Origin of the sequence: Malonomonas rubra, from assembly GCF_003247215.1 — a bacterium.
In the GTDB taxonomy this organism is placed as follows: domain Bacteria; phylum Desulfobacterota; class Desulfuromonadia; order Desulfuromonadales; family Geopsychrobacteraceae; genus Malonomonas; species Malonomonas rubra_A.
In genome coordinates, this window is record NZ_QKAP01000081.1 from 23,962 (window position 1) to 43,447 (window position 19,486).

Genomic DNA, 19,486 nt, shown 5'->3' on the forward strand with positions numbered 1-19,486 from the left:
ATGAAACTTGTATTGCTTGGTCCTCCAGGGGCGGGGAAAGGCACTCAGGCTGCGATGCTGGTCGAGAAGCTCGGAATTCCGCAGATTTCGACAGGTGATATGTTGCGTGCCGCTGTTAAAGCGCAATCACCCATGGGGATGAAGGCAAAGGAATGTATGGATTCCGGTGCCTTGGTGCCTGACGAAGTCGTTGTCGGCATTGTCCGTGAGCGTTTGCAGGAAAATGACTGCCAAGCTGGATTTATTCTTGATGGTTTTCCGCGTACAGTTCCTCAGGCTGATGCATTGAAAGATGTTCTGGCGGAGCTGGGTAAGGATCTTGATTCGGTTGTTTCCCTCGAAGTCGATACTGACGCCTTAGTCGAACGTCTGACGGGTCGGCGCACTTGTGGTGCCTGTGGGAAGGGATTCCATTTGAAATTTGACCCTCCTGGCGTAGATGGCAAGTGTCGCGCCTGCGGCGGCGAGCTTGTTCATCGTGATGATGACAAGGAAGTTACGATACGCAACCGCATGGACGTTTATCACCAGCAGACTGCACCACTGGAAGATTACTATCGCAAAGAAGGTTTGTTGCAGGCAATTGATGGCATGCAAGAGATTTTTGCTGTTCAGCAGCAGATAGTGTCGATTCTGCAGGCTGTCTGAGGTGATAGTTCTCAAGTCGAAAACCGAACTTGAGAAGATGCGCAGGGCTGGGCGGATGGTAGCCGAGGTTCTGCAACAACTGCGGGAACGGATTAAGCCTGGAGTTACGACTCTAGAGCTTGATCGACTGGCAGAAGATCAATGCAAAAAATGGAAGGCTCGCCCCGCCTTCAAAGGCTACGGCGGCTTTCCTTTTACTATTTGTGCCTCACCGAATGATCGCGTGGTGCACGGTTTCCCGAATCAGCAGCCGCTGCAGGAGGGAGATATTTTAAGTATAGATTTTGGCCTGATCATCGATGGATTTTACGGTGATTCGGCGGTAACTATACCGGTTGGCGAAATCGATGCGACAACGCAGCGCCTGCTGGACGTCACAAAAGAGTCTCTGGATCTCGGCATTGCGGCTGCTCAGCTGGGCGGTAGACTCTCTGACATATCTCATGCAGTGCAAACTCGTGTTGAGCAGGATCATTTTAGCGTGGTCCGTGAGTTTGTCGGTCACGGAATCGGACGCCAGTTGCATGAGGATCCACAGATTCCAAATTATGGTCCGCCTGCACGGGGACCACAGCTCAAAGCCGGGATGACGCTGGCGATTGAGCCGATGGTAAATATTGGTTTGCCGGCAGTAAAGGTGCTTGAAGATGGCTGGACCGCGGTGACTATTGATGGTCGACGCTCAGCACATTTTGAGCATACTGTCGCAATAACAGAGAATGGGCCAGAAATCCTGACCCGTCTGGATGATTAAGTAAATAGATCGGTATAAAGTCGATCAGCGGAGATATCAGTAGAAAAGGAATCTCAAGATGAAGGTAAGAGCTTCGGTCAAAAAAATCTGTGACAAGTGCAAGGTTATTAAACGCAAAGGCGTTATCCGGATCATCTGCGAGAATCCGAAACACAAGCAAAGACAGGGTTAAGACCCTAGGAGGATAAGACATTGGCACGTATTGCTGGAGTCGATTTGCCGCGCAATAAGCGCATTGAAGTGGCCATGACTTACATCTATGGCATTGGTCGTACTACGTCGCAGAAGATTCTTTCGGAAGCAGGTGTTGACTTTAACTCTCGCACCGACGACTTGACTGAATCTGAGCTGGCGAAGATTCGTGAAGTCATTGATCGCGGTCATGTGGTCGAAGGTGATTTGCGCCGTGAAATTACGATGAACGTCAAGCGTCTGATGGACCTTGGGTGTTATCGGGGATTGCGTCATCGGAAGGGTTTGCCTTGTCGTGGTCAGAATACCAAGAACAATTCCCGTACCCGTAAAGGTCCGAAGAAAACCGTTGCCGGTAAGAAGAAATAAGCGGAGTTATCATGGCTAAGTCAGGTAAGAAGGTCGTTCGGAAAAAGGTTGAAAAGAAGAATATCGCCAAAGGCGTTGTGCATATTCAGTCAACTTTTAACAATACTATTGTGACCATCTGTGATCCGGTAGGCAACGTTGTTGCTTGGTCGACCGCAGGTGCAAAGGGATTCAAAGGCTCCCGGAAAAGTACTCCGTTTGCCGCCCAGATGGCAGCTGAAGAAGCTGCTACCAAGGCAATGGAACACGGAATGCGTTCGGTTGAAGCTTACGTCAAGGGGCCGGGGAGTGGTCGTGAGTCTGCATTGCGCGCTTTGTCCCTGGCTGGTCTGACTGTTACGATGATCAAGGACGTGACCCCGATTCCTCACAATGGTTGCCGTCCGCCTAAGCGCCGTCGCGTCTAAAGCGTAGAGGAGAAATAAGGTGTCTAGATATTCAGGTCCCGTCTGCCGTCAATGCAGAAGAGAAAATGCAAAGCTGTTCCTCAAGGGGGACAGATGTTACACAGATAAATGTGCCGTCGAGCGTCGTAACTACGCTCCTGGCCAGCATGGTCAGCGCCGTACCAAGGTTTCCGATTACGGTGTCCAGCTGCGCGAAAAGCAGAAGGTTAAGCGTACCTACGGTCTTCAGGAGAAACAATTCCGTCTGTACTTCAAAAAAGCTGACCAGATGAAGGGTGTTACCGGTGAGAATCTGCTGATGCTGCTTGAGCGTCGTCTTGACAGCATTGTTTACCGTCTCGGTTTTGCGGTATCTCGCGCACAAGCGCGTACCCTGGTTCGTCACGGCCACTTCCAGGTGAATGAGGGTAAGGTTGATATCCCGTCGTATCTGGTTCGCCCGGAAGATGTTGTCAGTCTGCGTGAGAAAAGCCGCGAGATCGCTTGTATTAACGAGTCGCTCGACAGCGTTATGCGTCGTGGTTTGCCATCTTGGGTTGAACTCGAGCGCGATGCATTTAAGGGCAGCATTAAGACATTGCCTGTCCGTAGCGAGTTGACGACACCTGAGTTCCAAGAGCAGCTGATCGTCGAACTTTACTCGAAGTAATCACCTCATCAGCTAGCTTGAGAGGGAGAAACAATATATGTACAAAAACTGGAGAGACCTGATCAAACCGAAGCGTCTCGAAGCAACCGAGTTGACCGAAACTTATGGTAAGTTTGTTGCTGAGCCATTTGAGCGTGGATTTGGGACCACGCTTGGCAACTCGCTGCGTCGTATTCTGCTTTCCTCACTACAGGGCGCTGCAATCACCTCGGTTCGGATCAAGAATGTTCAGCATGAATTCTCCAGTGTCGTCGGCCTGACTGAGGATGTGACTGACATCATTCTCAATCTGAAGGGCGTTAAGGTTCGCCTCCATGGTCATGATCCGCGGAATGTGCGGATCGTGCAAAAGGGCGCTGGTGTGATCAAGGCTGGGGATATTATCACCGACAACAATGTTGAGATTCTCAATCCTGATCATCACATAGCCACCTGTGGTGACGAGACCGATCTCGAAGTCGATATGACTGTCGCCATGGGCAAAGGGTACGTCGCAGCTGACAAGAATCGTGACGAAAATGCGCCGGTCGGAACAATTCCGATTGATTCGATTTTCTCGCCGATTCACAAGGTCAACTTTAATGTGTCCAATGCCCGTGTTGGTCAGATTACCGACTACGACAAGCTGACGCTGGAAGTGAACACAGACGGTAGTCTAAAGCCTGAGGATGCTGTCGCATATGCCTCTAAAATTTTGAAGGAGCAGTTGCAGATTTTCATCAATTTCGATGAAACTGACGAGCCGGTCCAAGAAGAAGAGGATAGCGAGACTCAGAAGATCAACGAGAACCTCTATCGCTCGGTTGAAGAATTGGAGCTTTCGGTTCGCAGTGCCAACTGCCTGAAGAATGCTCAGATCAACCTGATCGGTGAACTGGTCCAGAAGACTGAAGCTGAGATGCTGAAAACCCAGAATTTCGGACGCAAGTCGCTGAACGAGATCAAGGATATCCTGGCTGAAATGGGTTTGAGTCTCGGAATGAAGCTGGAGAATTTCCCTGATCCGGAATATTTGAAATTGATTCAAAAAGGACAGGACGAAGAATAGTCCCCTTTTTAAGGTTCAGAAAGGAAGCAAAGCAATGCGTCACAATAAAACCGGCAGACGTCTTGGCCGTAAGCCAGACCACCGTCAGCATATGATGCGGAACATGGTGACCTCTTTCTTCGAATGCGAGAAGATCACCACCACCGATACCCGTGCCAAGGAACTGCGTAAAGTTGTCGATAAGATGATTACCCTTGGTAAGCGTGGCGATCTGCATGCTCGCCGTCAAGCCTTGCAAGTTATCCGCGATCGCAAGGTGGTTGGCAAGCTGTTTGAAATGATTGCTCCGCGTTATACCGACCGTCCCGGTGGTTATACTCGGATCATCCGGTTGGCCAATCGTCAAGGCGATAACGCGCCGATGGCGATCATCGAGCTGGTCGAAGAGGAATTTTCCCCGAAGCCGAAGAAGGCTGCTCCGGCTCCTGCTGCAGCTGCTGTCCCTGCTGCTGAAGAGCCTGCCGAAGAAGTTGCAGCGGCCGCTGAAGAAACTGAAGCAGTAGAAGAGCCTGCTGAGGAAGTTGCCGAAGAAGCGAGCGAGGAGAAAAAGTCGGAAGACTGATTCCAGATTGCATCGAAAATGAAAGGGGCAGGGAGTTATTTCCTTGCCCCTTTTTTTGTGGGCGGTCAACTGCCATTTGACTCTCACAAAACCGAATGTTAATTTCTCTGCGTTTCAATTCAATCTGTAGACGAATTGGCTCCGTGGTGCCAGGGAGGCTCTGATGCACGAACAAAAAATGCAGGTTCTGCAAGGTACCGTGAGTAAGTTGTTGCGCCGTGGTGCAACCAGCAACCTGAAAAAGGCGCTTGGGAAGATTCACCCTGCGGATATTGCTCACCTGTTTCGTTATTTCAGCCTCAGTGATCAAAAGAAGCTGCTCGGGTTGGTTCCGGAACTTGACCAGGCGGCGGAGGTTTTCAGTGAAATAGAGTCAGATTCACAGGCCAAGCTAGCCGAACTTCTCGATAAGGAGTTCCTGGTATCTTTGGTCGGGCAGATGGCGGATGATGACAGTGCCGTTCTGATCCGCAGCTTGCCGGATGAATTAGGCGAAGATGTCCTGTCTGCTTTGCAAGACGATCATTCCGAAGACGTCGAGCAGTTGCTCGGCTATGATGAAGACACTGCAGGCGGTATCATGTCGACCGATGTGTTTTCCCTCGGCCAGGATTTGACCGTCAAGCAGGCGATCGAGGCGTTACAGGATGCAGAAGACTACGAAATGGTTTTTTATGTTTACGTGGTCGATGAGCATAACCATCTGGTCGGAGTGCTCTCTTTGCGTCAGCTGCTGACCGTTCCGCCGGCGACCCCCCTTTGCGATATCATGACCACCGATGTCCTGCGCGTGCGTACCGACATGGATCAGGAAGATGTCGCCGAGTTGGTCGCAAAGTACAATATCCTGGCTATTCCGGTTGTTGATGAGCATGGAAAATTGATGGGTCTGATCACCGTTGATGATGTCATTGATGTCATGCGTGACGAAGCGACCGAGGATATCCTGCGGATGGCCGGTACCAGCGAAGAAGAACTGCTGTACGGCTACAAGTCCTTCCATGTCGCCCGCCTGCGTTTGCCCTGGTTGCTGACCACCTTGGTTGGTGGGGTGATTACCGGTACCCTGATGTGGTACTTCAAGGCAACCCTTGAACAAGCGATCATGCTGATTTCCTTCATTCCGGTTATCACCGGCATGGGGGGAAACGTCGGTGGTCAGACATCGACCATTATTGTTCGGGGGTTTGCCACCGGTCGGATTGATTTTTCCATGTTGCGACAGGTTTTTTTCAAGGAGTTGCGGGTCGGTTTGATTATGGGCTCGGTTTGTGGGCTTATGATTGCTCTGATCGCCTTGATCTGGCACCAGAATCTCTACTTAGGGCTGGTAGTTGGTTTGGCGATGGTGATAGCCATTTCGGTTGCCGCCAGCATGGGAGTTCTGGTGACTGCCTTTTTCAAGAAGATCGGGATCGATCCGGCGATCGCCTCAAGTCCTTTTGTGCAGACGGTTAACGACATCACCGGTATTCTGATCTATTTCACTACCGCGACCATGTTCCTGCAGCAGCTTATCTAAGAGAGCAGCATGGCGGCGCCGGTTCAGTATTGTGAAGCATTGGTCCTGCGCCACACAGATTTTTCAGAGGCTGACCGGATCGTTTCGCTGCTGACTGCCGAGTTTGGCCTGCAAAAAGGTTTTGCCAAGGCCGCTCGCAAGAGTCGCAAGCGTTTTGGAGCGGCCTTGGAACCGTTTAGCCAGGTTGGCGTGCATTGGCGGGTTGGCCGCGGCCAGCTATGGTCGCTGCAGGAGATGGACCTGTTCGATTCGCGCTCTGGTCTGCGCACGGATCTGCAACGGCTGGCGTTGGCGAGTTATGCGGTCGAGTTGGTCGAAGTGTTGTTAGAAGAAGGGCAACCCCATCAACAAATCTATGAATTGCTATGTGCTTTTCTTAATTTCCTGACGCAGGGAGGCGATAGAGCTACTGCCCGTTTGCTTTTCGAGTTGCGGCTGGTTTACCTGCTCGGATATATCCCCCATCTTTTACATTGCAGCGAGTGTCTGAAAATCTTTGCCGACGAACCGGTTCGTTTTGATGCGGTTCGGGGCGGCAGCCTTTGTATGAACTGTGCTGCCGGAGGCGGAATAGCGATCGGGCTTGGCACAATCGGCTCGTTGGCGCGGACCCTGAATGTGACTCATCGTCAGTTCACCGGGTTCCGTTTCGGGGCGCAAACCTTGGAGGAAGGGGGGCGGATGCTTGCCCAGGTTCTGCAGGTTGTTCTGCCCCGCCCTTTAAAATCACTAAAATTTCTGTAATCAAGCTAAAAGACTGAGTTTCTTGACATATTTTGAGGTCAAAGCTACACTCGCTTTTTGATTCTTTATCCGCACTTCCCGCATGCTGCGGCGCTATAGATTTTTGGAGGCAATGTGACATTTCAGGATCTGATTCTTTCCCTGCAAACTTATTGGGCCAAGCAGGGCTGCATCATTCAGCAGCCGTACGATATCGAGAAGGGTGCTGGGACGTTCAACCCGGCGACCTTCCTGCGCGCACTCGGTCCGGAGCCTTGGAAAGTGGCCTATGTCGAACCTTCCCGGCGACCGACCGACGGTCGTTATGGTGAGAACCCGAACCGGCTGCAACACTACTACCAGTTTCAGGTGATCCTCAAGCCTTCGCCGCAAAATATTCAGGACCTGTACCTCAATTCACTGAAGAGTTTTGGCATCGATCCGAATGCGCATGACATCCGGTTCGTCGAAGACGACTGGGAGTCACCGACCCTCGGGGCTTGGGGGCTCGGCTGGGAAGTTTGGCTCGATGGGATGGAGATTACCCAGTTCACCTACTTCCAGCAGTGTGGCGGCATTGACCTGAAGCCGATCTCCGGTGAGATCACATATGGCTGCGAACGGATCGCCATGTACCTGCAGGGGGTTGACAATGTCTACGACCTGGAGTGGGTCAACGGCATCAAGTATGGCGATGTTCACCACCAGACCGAGGTCGAATTCTCTCACTACAACTTCGAGGAAGCCGACACCGGTATGCTCTTCCAGTTGTTTGACATGTACGAGAAAGAGTGTATCCGTTTGGCTGGAAAAGAGCTGGTTTTTCCGGCCTACGATTTCGTCCTCAAGGGGTCGCACGCGTTTAACCTGCTCGACGCTCGCAGCGCCATTTCGGTTACCGAGCGCGCCAGCTACATCGGTCGCGTCCGCAATATGGCCAAGCTCTGCGCTGAAGGCTATGTCAAGCAGCGCGAGAAACTAGGCTTTCCGTTACTGAAGAAATAATTACTCGACCGGCATTGGCCGAGATTCAAATTTGGAGCGAAAGATGTCTGCAGAACTTTTTCTTGAATTGGGTACGGAAGAGATTCCCGCCGGATTCATTCCCCGGGCACTGAAAGATATTGAGCGCCTGCTTCGCCAGGAACTGGAGAATGCCCGTATCGCTTACGGCGAGATCCGCACCTTTGCCACCCCGCGCCGCCTGGCGATTTCGATCGCCGAGGTTGCCCGCCAGCAGCAGCGTCAGGAGCTGGAGTTGACCGGCCCGCCGGCACGGATCGCTTTTGATACTGACGGCAAGCCGACCAAAGCGGCCGTAGGTTTCGCCCGCACTAATGGGGTAGGTGTTGATGAGCTGCAAACCATCGAGACCGAAAAAGGCACCTATCTGTTTATCTCCAAGGTGATCGAAGGGGGCGAGTCGGCTGAGCAGTTACCGGAAATTCTGCCTCGTGTGATCGGCAAGATCCCGTTTAAGAAATCAATGCGCTGGAAAGATCTCGATATCCGCTTTGCGCGGCCGATGCACTGGATCGTGGCTACCTATGGTGGTGAGGTGGTGCCCTTTACTTTCGGCGATCTACAGAGTTGTAACATGTCCCGCGGCCATCGCTTCATGGCGCCGGCGGAGTTCAGCGTCAATGGTGCAGAGGATTACCTCGTCAAAGCGGAAGAGCATTATGTGATTCCTCAGATCGAGAAGCGTCGCCAGCTGATATCTGAGCAGCTTGAAGCATTGGCCACAGAGTTGGGCGGGAAGATCAATCCGGATGCCGAGCTGTTGGAAGAGGTCAGCTTTCTGGTTGAAACCCCGCAGGCATTGGCCGGGACGATCGAAGATCGTTTCCTGCAGTTGCCGCCGGAGTTGTTAATTACCAGCATGCGTGAGCATCAGCGTTATTTCACCCTGATTGATGATAACGGCAAGCTGTTGCCGCACTTCATCACCATCGCCAATACCTTGGCGAAAGAACCCAAGGTTGTTGTTGCCGGAAACGAGCGGGTTCTGAAAGCACGTTTGTCCGACGCCATGTTCTTCTGGGAAGAGGACCAGAAGAAAAAACTGGAAAGCCGTCTTGAGCCGCTTAAGAAGGTTGTTTATCAGGCCAAGTTAGGCACCAGTTTTGAGAAGATCGAACGTTTTTCTGAGTTGGCGATCGGCTTGGCCCAGGCACTGGCTCCCGCCGATCTGGAGCTGACCAAACGTGCGGCGTTGCTGGCCAAGTGTGATCTGGAAACCGGCATGGTTTACGAATTCCCCGAATTGCAGGGGGTTATGGGTCGCGAGTACGCGCTGATCGAAGGGGAAAATCCGCGTGTCGCCAAGGCAATTTTCGAGCACTACCTGCCAACTCAGGCGGGTGGTGAATTGCCGAGTGATGATGTCGGTGCTTTCGTCTCGGTGGCGGACAAGATCGATACCATCTGTGGTTGCTTCAGCGTCGGCCTGATTCCGACCGGAACCGCCGACCCGTATGCGTTACGAAGGGCAGCAATAGGCATCCTCGCGATCATCCTCGAACGTGGTTATGAAATTTCCATCCCCGAGTTGGTAGAGAAGAGCGTTGCCCTGCTCGAGGTGAAACTCCTGCGTCCAGCGGGAGAGGTGACCGACGACGTGATTGAATTCATCCGCCTGCGGCTGGTCAACATGTTGACCGGACAAGATTACCCGACCGATGTGGTTGATGCGGTTCTCAGTGCGGCATTCACCGAGCCGGTTGATGCGGTTGAGCGGGTTAAGGCTTTGGCGGCGCTAAAAGGGCGCGAGGATTTTGAACCTTTGGCTGTCGCTTTCAAGCGCGTTGGCAACATTATCAAGGGAGGAGTCGAGCAGCTGGTTGATCCTGCCCTGTTTGAAGCCGACTGCGAAAAACAGCTTTACGAACAGCTGCAACAGGTACAGAGCCAGGTTGCCGAGTTGGTGGTCGGGCGCAATTATCCTGCAGCACTGGAAGCCATTGCCGGACTTCGGGCTCCGGTCGATGACTTCTTTGACGGCGTTATGGTTATGGTCGATGACCAGGCAATCAAAAACAATCGACTGGCGTTGTTGACCAGTATTGCCGGACTCTTCAAAGGGGTTGCCGACTTTAGTCGCATCGCCTGAATGGCAGCGGACTGATCGCCCGCAAAGTGATCAAATTAGCTACATGCTTTTGTGGCCGGAAGTGCTTTTGGTTACGGGGGAGGTTCTTGGATGAAAAGAATCGTCGTAATGTTAGGTGAGAGTTCAGATGTCGTTCTGAACGCTGAGCTATCGCTATGTCGATTCTCTGTTTTCGAGGCCTCGCTCTTAAGCTGATTCATTTTTCCGGCTTTTTTTATTGTTCGATTGTGGACGAGACAGAGAAGAGGAGTAGTTCAATGACGAAGTACGTGTATTTTTTTGGTGAAGGCCAAGTGGAGGGCGCTGGGGATATGAAGAATCTCCTCGGTGGCAAGGGTGCCAACCTCGCGGAGATGTTGTCGATCGGTTTACCGGTTCCGGCCGGTTTCACCTTGACCACAGAAGTTTGCACCGACTTCTACAAAAACAATCGCCACTACCCGGATGGTCTGACCGACCAAGTCAAAGATGCGCTCGGTAAAGTCGAAGCGCAGATGGGGAAGAAGTTTGGCGATCCAAAGAACCCGTTGCTGGTTTCGGTGCGTTCCGGTGCTCGTGCATCGATGCCGGGGATGATGGATACGGTCCTCAACCTGGGGCTGAACGATGAGACCGTGCAGGGGATCATCGATCAGAGTGGCGACCCACGCTTCGCCTACGATTCCTACCGCCGCTTTATCCAGATGTACTCCAACGTCGTGCTCGAGATGGATGGTTCCATTCTTGAGCATATTCTGGAGCAGATGAAAGAGGAAAAAAGAGTTGAGCTCGATACCGAGCTAAACGCCGCTGACTTGAAACAGCTGGTTGAGCTGTTCAAGAAGAAGGTTCAGGAAGAGATCGGGCAGGCGTTCCCGGAAGACCCGGAAGAGCAGCTTTGGGGGGCTATTGGCGCGGTGTTTGGCTCCTGGATGAACCAGCGCGCGATCACCTATCGTAAGCTGAACAACATTCCCGAGGAATGGGGTACCGCTGTCAATGTTCAGTCGATGGTTTACGGTAATATGGGGGATGACTGCGCTACCGGCGTTGCCTTTACCCGTGACCCTTCGACTGGCGAGAACTACTTCTACGGCGAGTACTTGGTCAACGCCCAGGGCGAGGATGTGGTTGCCGGTATCCGTACTCCGCAGCCGATCAATAAGGCCAAATACAAAGAAGGCGATCTGCCGGCGATGGAAGATGTGTTGCCCGAATGCTACGAGCAGTTGCTGAAAATCCGCAGCATTCTGGAATATCATTATAAGGACATGCAGGACATCGAGTTTACCATCGAAAAAGGCAAGCTTTATATGCTGCAGACCCGTAATGGTAAACGGACTGCCCGTGCCGCGATTCATATCGCAGTGGATATGGTCGATGAAGGGTTGATCGACGAGAAAGAGGCCGTGAAACGGATCGAGCCCGCTCAGCTTGATCAATTACTGCATCCGTCCCTCGATCCGGCAGCGGAAAAAGACGTGATCGCCAAAGGCCTGCCGGCTTCACCGGGGGCGGCCAGCGGTATGGTGGTCTTTAACGCCGACGAGGCCGAGGAACAGGCGCGTTTGAAAAAACGGGTCATCTTGGTGCGGGTTGAGACCAGCCCGGAGGACATCCACGGCATGCATGCCGCACAGGGGATCCTAACTGCCCGGGGCGGAATGACCTCGCACGCGGCAGTTGTTGCTCGTGGCATGGGTAAGTGCTGTGTCGCTGGGTGTGGCGACCTGAAAATCGATTATGAAAAACAACAGTTCACTACCAAGGGCGGAGTGGTGGTCAAGCGCGGCGATATGATCACTCTGGATGGTTCAGCCGGAGAGGTGATTTTCGGTGACGTGCCGAAGGTGCAACCGGAATTGAGCGGCGATTTTGCTAAGGTGATGGGTTGGGCTGACAGGTTCCGTCGCTTGAAAGTAAGGACCAACGCCGATACTCCACACGATTCCAAAGTGGCGCGCGAATTCGGTGCCGAAGGTATCGGTCTGTGTCGGACCGAGCACATGTTCTTTGAAGGAGACCGTATCCAGGCGGTGCGCGAGATGATTCTGGCTGATGATCTGGAAGGGCGCAAGAGGGCACTGGCGAAGATTCTGCCGATGCAGAAAGGTGACTTCCTCGGTATCTTCCGCGAGATGAAGGGACTGCCGGTCACCATCCGTCTGCTTGACCCGCCGTTGCATGAGTTCCTGCCGCAGACCGATGACGATGTTGCTGAATTGGCTGCCGCCTGCGGCGTTAAGTTCTCCGATGTCAAGGAACACGTTGAGCATCTGCACGAGTTCAACCCGATGCTCGGTCACCGCGGCTGCCGTCTCGGTATCAGCTACCCCGAGGTTTACGACATGCAAGTCCAGGCAATCATGGAAGCCGCCTGCGAACTGGTCAAGAATGATGGTTTTGAAATTGTCCCGGAGATCATGATTCCGCTGGTCGCTCACGTCAATGAATTGAAGATTCTGCGTGCCAATGCCGTTGCTGTTGCCGAAGAGGTTTGCGAGCGTTACGGGGTCAAGGTCGAATACCTGATCGGCACCATGATCGAACTGCCGCGTGCTGCGCTGATGGCAGACAAAGTTGCCGAACAGGCCGATTTCTTCTCCTTTGGCACCAACGACCTGACCCAGACCACCTACGGCCTATCGCGGGACGACTCAGGTCACTTCTTGCCGGACTACGTCGAACGTGGTGTGTTTGTACGAGATCCGTTCGTTTATCTCGACCGTGCTGGAGTCGGCCAGTTGGTCCGCATGGGTAAGGAGAAGGGGCGTGCAACCCGTCCTGACCTAAAGGTCGGGATTTGTGGTGAGCATGGTGGCGAGCCGACCAGTGTCATCTTCTGTCACGAAATCGGACTCGATTACGTCTCCTGTTCGCCCTACCGGGTGCCGATCGCTCGATTGGCAGCTGCACATGCTGCGATTCAGGAAGAAGGTTAATTTAAAAAAGAAAGGCCCGGTTATTTTTTGCCGGGCCTTTCTTTTTCGGTCCTATAACCCAAAAGAAGGTTGAATTGTGATTCCCTCAAAAGGCCAGGTAGTTAGCCGGCTGGGGTGTTTGTAGGCGAAACGGCTAACCTTTCGAATATATGTAGCTTATCGATAGCTATCTTTTTTTGGGTTATAGATCCGTTCTTTTTTGAAGAGAAGTTTATTGAAACTTTTGCCTGTCGTAGTTTTTTATAAAATTGAACGTTTTTTCGCTATCTGCCGGACGGCTGTAATAATAACCTTGCGCAATGCAAGGACCGAGCGATCTCAGGTAATTGTGTTGCGACTTGGTTTCCACCCCTTCGGCGATAAAGTCGAGCTGTAGTCCGTTGGAAACATTGAGCATCGCTGGGATAATAGTGTTGTCGTCATTTTCCGTTGTGATCTTCTTCATAAAGGACTTATCCAGCTTCAGGGTGTTGAGGGGCAGCTGGTCGAGGTAGCTCAAGGACGAATAGCCGGTTCCAAAATCATCAATGGCCATCTTGATTCCATGGTTGGTCAATTTGAGGATATTGGCCAAGGTCATTTCCATATTCTTTATCAAAACATTCTCAGTGATTTCAATCTCGAAGGTAGTCAGTTGCAGATTACAGTCCCTGATCTTGCTCATCAGGTAATCGGCAAAGCCGTCCATCGCCAGTTGGATGGCTGAAATGTTGATGCAGACGTTTGTTCTGACCCCGCCATTCTGCCATTGACGGATATCCTGGAAAATGTTTTCCAGAATACAGTCGCCTAGCTCGTTGATTAGGTTCGATTCCTCGGCGGTTTCAATGAATCCGGCCGGAAGGACGATGCCATGTTCTGGAGAATCAATCCTCACCAACGCTTCGACCGCGTGCAGTTCTCCGGTGGCCAGGTTGATCTGGGGTTGATAATAGATTCGAATTTGATCGTTGCTGATTGCGGTACGGATTAGGTTCTCGGTGAATACTTTGTTGCTATTGTTGTTCTGAAGCGTGGGATTGTAAATACAGATATTGCTTCTGGAGGTCTGCTTCGAGGTACAGACAGCGATGTCCGCATTTCTGATCAACTGTTCTTTGTTTGTTCCTGAATCGGGATAAATTGCCATGCCGATACTCAAGTTGACGTGTACGTCCTCGCCAGCGACCTGCATTGGTAAAGCGGTTTCCTGAAGGATTTTTTCCGCGACGTTGAGAGCTTCCTGCTCAGATTGAATTCCGGGCAGCAACAGAATGAATTCGTCGCCGCCAATCCGGGCGACGGTGTCTGTTTCACGGGTATTGCGTTCCAGAATGCCGGCGACCAGCTGAATGACCTCATCACCGCTATCCTGTCCGTAGGTATCGTTAATAAGTTTGAAGCGGTAGATATCGATATACAGAAATACCAATTTTTCCTTTTTGCGTTTGGCATGGCCCAGAAGCATCGTAATCCGCTCGTTGAGCAGGTTCCGGTTCGGTAGCCCGGTCAGCAGGTCGTGATTGTGCTGAAACCGGATAATTTCTTCGGCACGTTTTTTTTCGGTGATATCACGCGCCACACCGTAGGTTCCGATGAAAAATTCTCTCTTTTTAGTGTTCCCGTTGTTGTTTAATTTGTAGCCGCCGGCGAAATTCCTTTCCACCTGCATAGCCCTGACCTCGACATGCAAAGTGGAGCGGTTATCTTTACACTGCAGGCGCAACTCCACTTTCTTTGTTCCTTTGGGAAGCCTTTGGGTGGTGAAAAAGTAATTGGCGCGATTCAAGTCATTGGGGTGGATAAACTCGGAAAAATGTTTGCCCATCACTTCCTTTTGCGAATAGCCGAGAGTTCTGGTCAGGTTGCGATTGACAAAGGTAAAGATGCCGTTCCGGTCGAGCATGTAAAGCAGATCGGGGGAATTATGCACCAGGAATTTGTGGAGCGCTTCGGATTCCCTAATCTTTTCTACCATGTTGCGGTTTTCGATTTCCAGCGCGCGTTTTTCCAGGACATTTTTTACCGAAAATAACAGCTCATCCGGAGAATAGGGCTTCCGGATGAAGTCCTGGGCGCCGTTGGTAAGGACTTCAATCGCCTTGTTGAGCTCCAGTTCGCCGCTGACGACAATGATGTTGGTAGAGATATTGTTGCTGTTGATGTGATTGATCACATCGATGCCATCGACATTCGGCATATTCAGGTCGAGCAGGATCAACTGGTAATTCTTCTGTTCCAACGAGCGCATTGCAGCAAAGCCGCCAACCACGTACGAACAGTTTAATCCCGAGGAAGAAATGATCTGCTGCAGACTTCTGCAGATCCGCGGATCATCATCGACGATCAGCACTTCAATCGGCTCAGCAGAAGCGGTTCCCCCATTCAAATTTGACATGTCAAACATGGCAGTTGCCTATTCCGTTTAATGTTCAGTCGTAATTCGAGGGAGCAGAATTTTAAACTCGGTTCCTTGCCCTTTTCCTGAGTAGCAGGAGATGGTTCCTGCCATTTCTTTGATCAAGTCGGCTACGATAGACAACCCCAGACCTGAATGTCCTTTTTTGGTGCTTTCGACCGGCTGGAATAGGTTTTGCAAAATTCGCACAGGGATTCCGGGACCGTTGTCCCTGAGTGAAATTTCGACAAATCGGTTGCCGTCTTGAAAACAGTTGTCTCGCGTGGTAATTGTTATCTCCCCGGCATGTGGCAGGGCCTCAACGGCGTTTTTGATGATGTTGATGAACACCTGCTTGAGATTATTCTCCGGGTACTTCAGTTCCGGGATTTCGGGGTCAAGGTTTAGGTGGCACCGAATCTTTTTGCTGTTGTAAAGTGAGTTGCCGAAGAAGCTGTTCAACTCATCCAGCAACCGGTTGATGTCGGTATTTTGGGTGCCGTCGACCGGTTGCTCTCGATCCCTGGCTTTTGCGAGGATCACACTGATCCGCTCCATCTCTTCTTTGATGAAATCGATCTCTTCTTTCGCAGAATGATTTTCATCCAGCTTGCGACTCAGTATATAAAGGTAATTGTTGATAATTGTTAACGGATTTTTTACTTCGTGAACAATTTTGTTGAACTCGGTCAGACTAATGCTCGCCTCTTGTTCAATGGCGGCGCTGAATGTAGCGTATTTTTTGCCGATCTGTTTGATCAGCAGTTGCAGCAGGGGAAGCTTTTCGCGGAGCGCTGCTAGATCATTGCGCTTACAGCCGATAACCATTACACCGACTTGCTCTGCGCCGTTGTAAAGTGGCAGGAAATACCCGCATTCAGCATCTATAATGCGAATCAGCTGGTTGTCGGCAATGGTGCAAGGCTGACTAACAGAATCGTAGATTTTGTTTTCACTGAGCGCCCTGACAGCAGAACTGCTTTGATCGTTCAGGGTAAAGTAGATTTCCGACAACTTGCCACGTTTTAGGTCGTTGTAGGGGATCAGCCTGTCTTGCTGCTGGTGCAAAAAGACGAAATGCTGCAGATTGAAGAGCAGAGCTAGACTGACTCTCAGTTCTTTGACCAGACTTTCTGTGTTCTGGCTTTCACCGTTCATGAAGCAGTAGCTGAGGGTCAGGTTCTTGATCTGTTCTTCCAGTTCCTGAGCTTTCTGCAGACGGATCGTTTCCACCTTTGCAGTTTCATTGGGATCGATAAAGCTCTCTTCGACATCAAAACCAAGTTCGGTAAGAACCTTGCGGCTGTTGTCCAAGGCAGAGGCCAGACATTCAAGTGTGGCGTCCTGCGACAGCTGCAGCAGCAGTTTGGCATTCTCAATATCTTGCTCGCAAGCCTCAGTATTGGGGGGGGAGGATAGCGCACGAGCAACAGCGACTATTTTTAATAACGGGGGGGAGTTGAGTAACTCATGTGCTGGAGCGTTCTGAAACAGAATCGCATCTGCCAGCAGGGAATCGAGGTGCCAGGTTTCAACCAGAGCAGCGCCCAGTTCACAGTGATCTATACCATAGTTCTGTTGTTCCAACTCAGAATAGTTTTCGGTCTTATCGTAAAGATCGAAGATCTCCTGATAGTTGTCTTTGTAATTCGCCAAAAGCATAATAATGCCGATTTGGTGCAGTAGACCTCCCAGATAGGCCTCATCCGTTTTTGGGTAACCGGTTTTGCGGGCGAGCGCTTCGGCAAGGTGAGCACAGACCAATGCCCGCAACCAGAAGTGATAAGCGGAACGGTTTTGGGAGAAGGAAAGTTTGTTGAAGAAGTTCTGCACTGCACTAGTGATAATTATTTTGCGCACATTCTGCAGGCCGAGAACGATCAGCATCCGTTTTAATTCGACGACGTCATTCCATTGCCGATAGAGCGGGGAGTTGGCGATCCGCAGAAATTGGGCAGTCAGGCCGCTGTCCCGCCTGATTGTGAAAGCAAACTTGTCAAAGCCTGTTTCCTCATTACGACACAGACCGAGCAACTCTACGAGAAGACCTGCTTCCGAGGGTAAGGTATCGATCGAGAAACTTCTGTCTTTCAGATAGATACGCTGCATTTCTGTCAAAAACCTTCTTTGCGATGAGTGTATGCACTGTGTTGCTAGCTTGGAAAGTTCTAATATACAGCGATTCAATTATAAATCAAATAAGTTTATTTATTGGAGCCTTTTTTTTTATTTTTTGGCAACTTAAATATGTTTTTCGTTAGTAAGAATTATATATGGTTTGAGATTTTTGTGAGAGCAGTTGCCTCGAGATGGGCGATTGCCTGGAAATGGTTACTGCAAAATGGCTATTTCAGTTTGGAATGGCGGGTTAAGGGGGGGCGATAAGAGGGTTCTCCTGACAACTTGCAGCCCTCACTTTTGTTAGCTTTTTTCTGAATCGATCCGGTCGTCCCCTTTTTTATCTGCCAAGACATGCAACCCGCAATGGACACATCTGCGAACTGGGAAGAAGGTTGGTCCGTGGGTGTGAAAACAGTTACCGCACTCAGGGCAGCGGATGACCACCGCCATGCCCACCACGACACAAAGTATAACCAGCCAGACGAAAAAAGCCTTTATCACTGTATTCCAACCGCCGTCCGACTGTAGAGCAAGAAGCATCGCGGGAACATACGCGACAATGGTGAGCCAAAGCATCAGCCGGCGTTGACGGATTTTTTTAAGTCCTTCCTGAAGTTCCAGCATTCCACTCATTCTATTCCACCCCATCCTGATCAAAGAGATATCTGAATTGCTGTTACTCTGATTGGAAAATAACAATGGTTTGATACTACTGTTTTTCAGTCGGGATAGCAATCGAAGAAGTGATTGCGGTCAATGTAAGAAAACAATTGAATTTAAGCGGACAGTTGTATGCAGGTTGCAGAAGAAAAGAATGGCACTGAAAAAATAAACGCCTCCGCAGTTTTGCAGAGGCGTTGTGTCGGCTCCTCGTTTGGCCTAGTGCCCTTCACCGACGGTGAAGGAACCATCAGGATTGATGGTAATGACAGCGTCAAGATATTGCAGGTTATTCTTGTTGACGTAGTCTGATTCGCCGAGAATCGCGTAATAAGCGCCTCCGGCGCGGCCGCCGGTTGCACAGAGGAGTACCACACGCCCTTCTTGCGGTAGCTTGGCGACTGCTTCCTTGGCCTTGAAGATAAAGTCTTCATCGTAGATGTTGAGAGCCCCCGGAATGTGTGCAGCTAGGTAATCTTCAGCGGAACGGACATCAACGACGGTGACCTTGCCTGCATCCACCAGCTCTTTGAATTCTTTGGGGGAAATCGCTTCCGGCAGGGCTGCAGTATTCGTTTCCTCTTTCACGACGCCACTGGCGGTATCGCCCCAAAAAGGCAGACCGGCTTTCTTCCAGGCTGGCAGTCCGCCAGCATAAACAGAAATTTTTGTGTAGCCCATAGCAAGAGCTGCTTTTGCGCTCAGGTGGCTCAGTTCGCACTTGTAGCCGCCACAGTAGAAGATCAGCGGAAGGCTCTTGTCGGTCGGCAGCAGCCCTTTTTTCAGCTCGATCTCTGCTTTTGGCAGAGAGATCGCTTTCGGAATAAAGGATTGCTGGTATTTAACAGCCGGGCGAGCATCAATCAGCAGGAAGGGGGTCAGGCTCTGTTGCATGATGATTTTTTCGAGCCCGGCAGTTTCCATTTCGGCGTAATTCCCGGCTTTCACCCAGCCCGGCATCCCTTCGTACCAAACTTTAACGTTTGTAAACCCGGCTTTAATTGCGATCTCAGCAGAGGCAGGGCTCAGCTTGCAGTGCACCCCGCCGCAATAGAAGATGATCAGTTTGTCTTTCGCCAGCTTGTCGAGATTTTTTTCCAGCATCGGTTTGGGGATGCTGATTGCGCCCGGGACATGGCCTTCATCATATTTGTTGACCGGGCGGGCATCGATCAACTGGAAGGTCTTGTTTTTTGCCAGGGTTGCCTCAATCAAGGGTGCCTCACCGAATTCTTTGGAAAACAGAGCCATGACCTCTGTTGTGGTGATACGTAATTTCTGATCCTGAGGAACATTCTGTGTTTCCGCAGCCGCTGTTTTATTGGCAGCAGGTGCATTTGAGGTGGTGGTTTGACAACCAGTCACCAGAAAAGTCGCTGCCAAAATACCTATGAGCAACAATGTTAATCTTTTCATGCCTG

General features: G+C 51.1%; 17 protein-coding genes. 13 read left to right on the forward strand and 4 right to left on the reverse strand.

Annotated elements, in window-relative coordinates; genetic code table 11:
- The 13 genes from Q7J88_RS08290 (at position 1) to ppdK (ending at position 12,907) form a co-directional block, all read left to right on the forward strand.
- The gene (locus tag Q7J88_RS08290) at positions 1-648 is read left to right on the forward strand and encodes an adenylate kinase (RefSeq protein WP_303721698.1); all 648 of its coding nucleotides are present in this window, start codon (positions 1-3) and stop codon (positions 646-648) included.
- A 1-nt stretch (position 649) separates the two neighbouring features.
- Positions 650-1,402, forward strand: a complete 753-nt coding sequence (map, locus tag Q7J88_RS08295; RefSeq protein WP_303721699.1) for a type I methionyl aminopeptidase — start codon at positions 650-652, stop codon at positions 1,400-1,402.
- 58 nt (positions 1,403-1,460) lie between these two features.
- Positions 1,461-1,574: a 50S ribosomal protein L36 gene (gene rpmJ / locus Q7J88_RS08300; protein WP_029911095.1), complete on the forward strand. Its 114-nt coding sequence runs from the start codon at positions 1,461-1,463 to the stop codon at positions 1,572-1,574.
- A gap of 20 nt (positions 1,575-1,594) precedes the next feature.
- Positions 1,595-1,963, forward strand: coding sequence for a 30S ribosomal protein S13 (gene rpsM, locus Q7J88_RS08305; RefSeq protein WP_303721701.1), 369 nt, complete (start codon positions 1,595-1,597; stop codon positions 1,961-1,963).
- Between the two features lie 11 nt (positions 1,964-1,974).
- Positions 1,975-2,370 carry a 30S ribosomal protein S11 gene (gene rpsK / locus Q7J88_RS08310; RefSeq protein ID WP_303721702.1) on the forward strand — a complete coding sequence of 132 codons (396 nt, stop codon included), beginning with the start codon at positions 1,975-1,977 and terminating at the stop codon, positions 2,368-2,370.
- A 19-nt stretch (positions 2,371-2,389) separates the two neighbouring features.
- A complete protein-coding gene (gene rpsD / locus Q7J88_RS08315) occupies positions 2,390-3,019 on the forward strand; it encodes a 30S ribosomal protein S4 (RefSeq protein ID WP_303721703.1) in 630 nt (209 codons plus the stop codon).
- A 37-nt stretch (positions 3,020-3,056) separates the two neighbouring features.
- Positions 3,057-4,067 carry a DNA-directed RNA polymerase subunit alpha gene (locus Q7J88_RS08320; RefSeq protein WP_303721704.1) on the forward strand — a complete coding sequence of 337 codons (1,011 nt, stop codon included), beginning with the start codon at positions 3,057-3,059 and terminating at the stop codon, positions 4,065-4,067.
- Between the two features lie 34 nt (positions 4,068-4,101).
- Complete coding sequence (rplQ, locus tag Q7J88_RS08325) at positions 4,102-4,629, forward strand: 50S ribosomal protein L17 (RefSeq protein ID WP_303721705.1); 528 nt, start codon at positions 4,102-4,104, stop codon at positions 4,627-4,629.
- A gap of 163 nt (positions 4,630-4,792) precedes the next feature.
- Entirely contained in the window at positions 4,793-6,151 is a 1,359-nt protein-coding gene (gene mgtE / locus Q7J88_RS08330) for a magnesium transporter (protein ID WP_303721706.1), read from the forward strand.
- A 9-nt stretch (positions 6,152-6,160) separates the two neighbouring features.
- Positions 6,161-6,895, forward strand: coding sequence for a DNA repair protein RecO (gene recO, locus Q7J88_RS08335; protein ID WP_303721707.1), 735 nt, complete (start codon positions 6,161-6,163; stop codon positions 6,893-6,895).
- Between the two features lie 114 nt (positions 6,896-7,009).
- Positions 7,010-7,879 (forward strand): glycine--tRNA ligase subunit alpha, encoded by an 870-nt coding sequence (gene glyQ / locus Q7J88_RS08340; protein WP_303721708.1) that lies wholly within the window; start codon positions 7,010-7,012, stop codon positions 7,877-7,879.
- Positions 7,880-7,922: 43 nt separating this feature from the next.
- Complete coding sequence (gene glyS / locus Q7J88_RS08345; protein WP_303721709.1) at positions 7,923-9,986, forward strand: glycine--tRNA ligase subunit beta; 2,064 nt, start codon at positions 7,923-7,925, stop codon at positions 9,984-9,986.
- A 257-nt stretch (positions 9,987-10,243) separates the two neighbouring features.
- The gene (gene ppdK, locus Q7J88_RS08350) at positions 10,244-12,907 is read left to right on the forward strand and encodes a pyruvate, phosphate dikinase (RefSeq protein ID WP_303721710.1); all 2,664 of its coding nucleotides are present in this window, start codon (positions 10,244-10,246) and stop codon (positions 12,905-12,907) included.
- Between the two features lie 211 nt (positions 12,908-13,118).
- Here ppdK and Q7J88_RS08355 read toward each other — a convergent pair whose 3' ends face one another.
- The 4 genes from Q7J88_RS08355 to Q7J88_RS08370 form a co-directional block, all read right to left on the reverse strand.
- Positions 13,119-15,293 carry an EAL domain-containing protein gene (locus Q7J88_RS08355; RefSeq protein WP_303721711.1) on the reverse strand — a complete coding sequence of 725 codons (2,175 nt, stop codon included), beginning with the start codon at positions 15,291-15,293 and terminating at the stop codon, positions 13,119-13,121.
- Between the two features lie 18 nt (positions 15,294-15,311).
- A complete protein-coding gene (locus tag Q7J88_RS08360; protein WP_303721712.1) occupies positions 15,312-17,393 on the reverse strand; it encodes an HDOD domain-containing protein in 2,082 nt (693 codons plus the stop codon).
- Positions 17,394-17,705: 312 nt separating this feature from the next.
- Complete coding sequence (locus Q7J88_RS08365; protein WP_303721713.1) at positions 17,706-18,038, reverse strand: hypothetical protein; 333 nt, start codon at positions 18,036-18,038, stop codon at positions 17,706-17,708.
- A gap of 246 nt (positions 18,039-18,284) precedes the next feature.
- Positions 18,285-19,481: a rhodanese-like domain-containing protein gene (locus tag Q7J88_RS08370; protein ID WP_303721714.1), complete on the reverse strand. Its 1,197-nt coding sequence runs from the start codon at positions 19,479-19,481 to the stop codon at positions 18,285-18,287.
- Positions 19,482-19,486 lie beyond the last annotated feature (5 nt).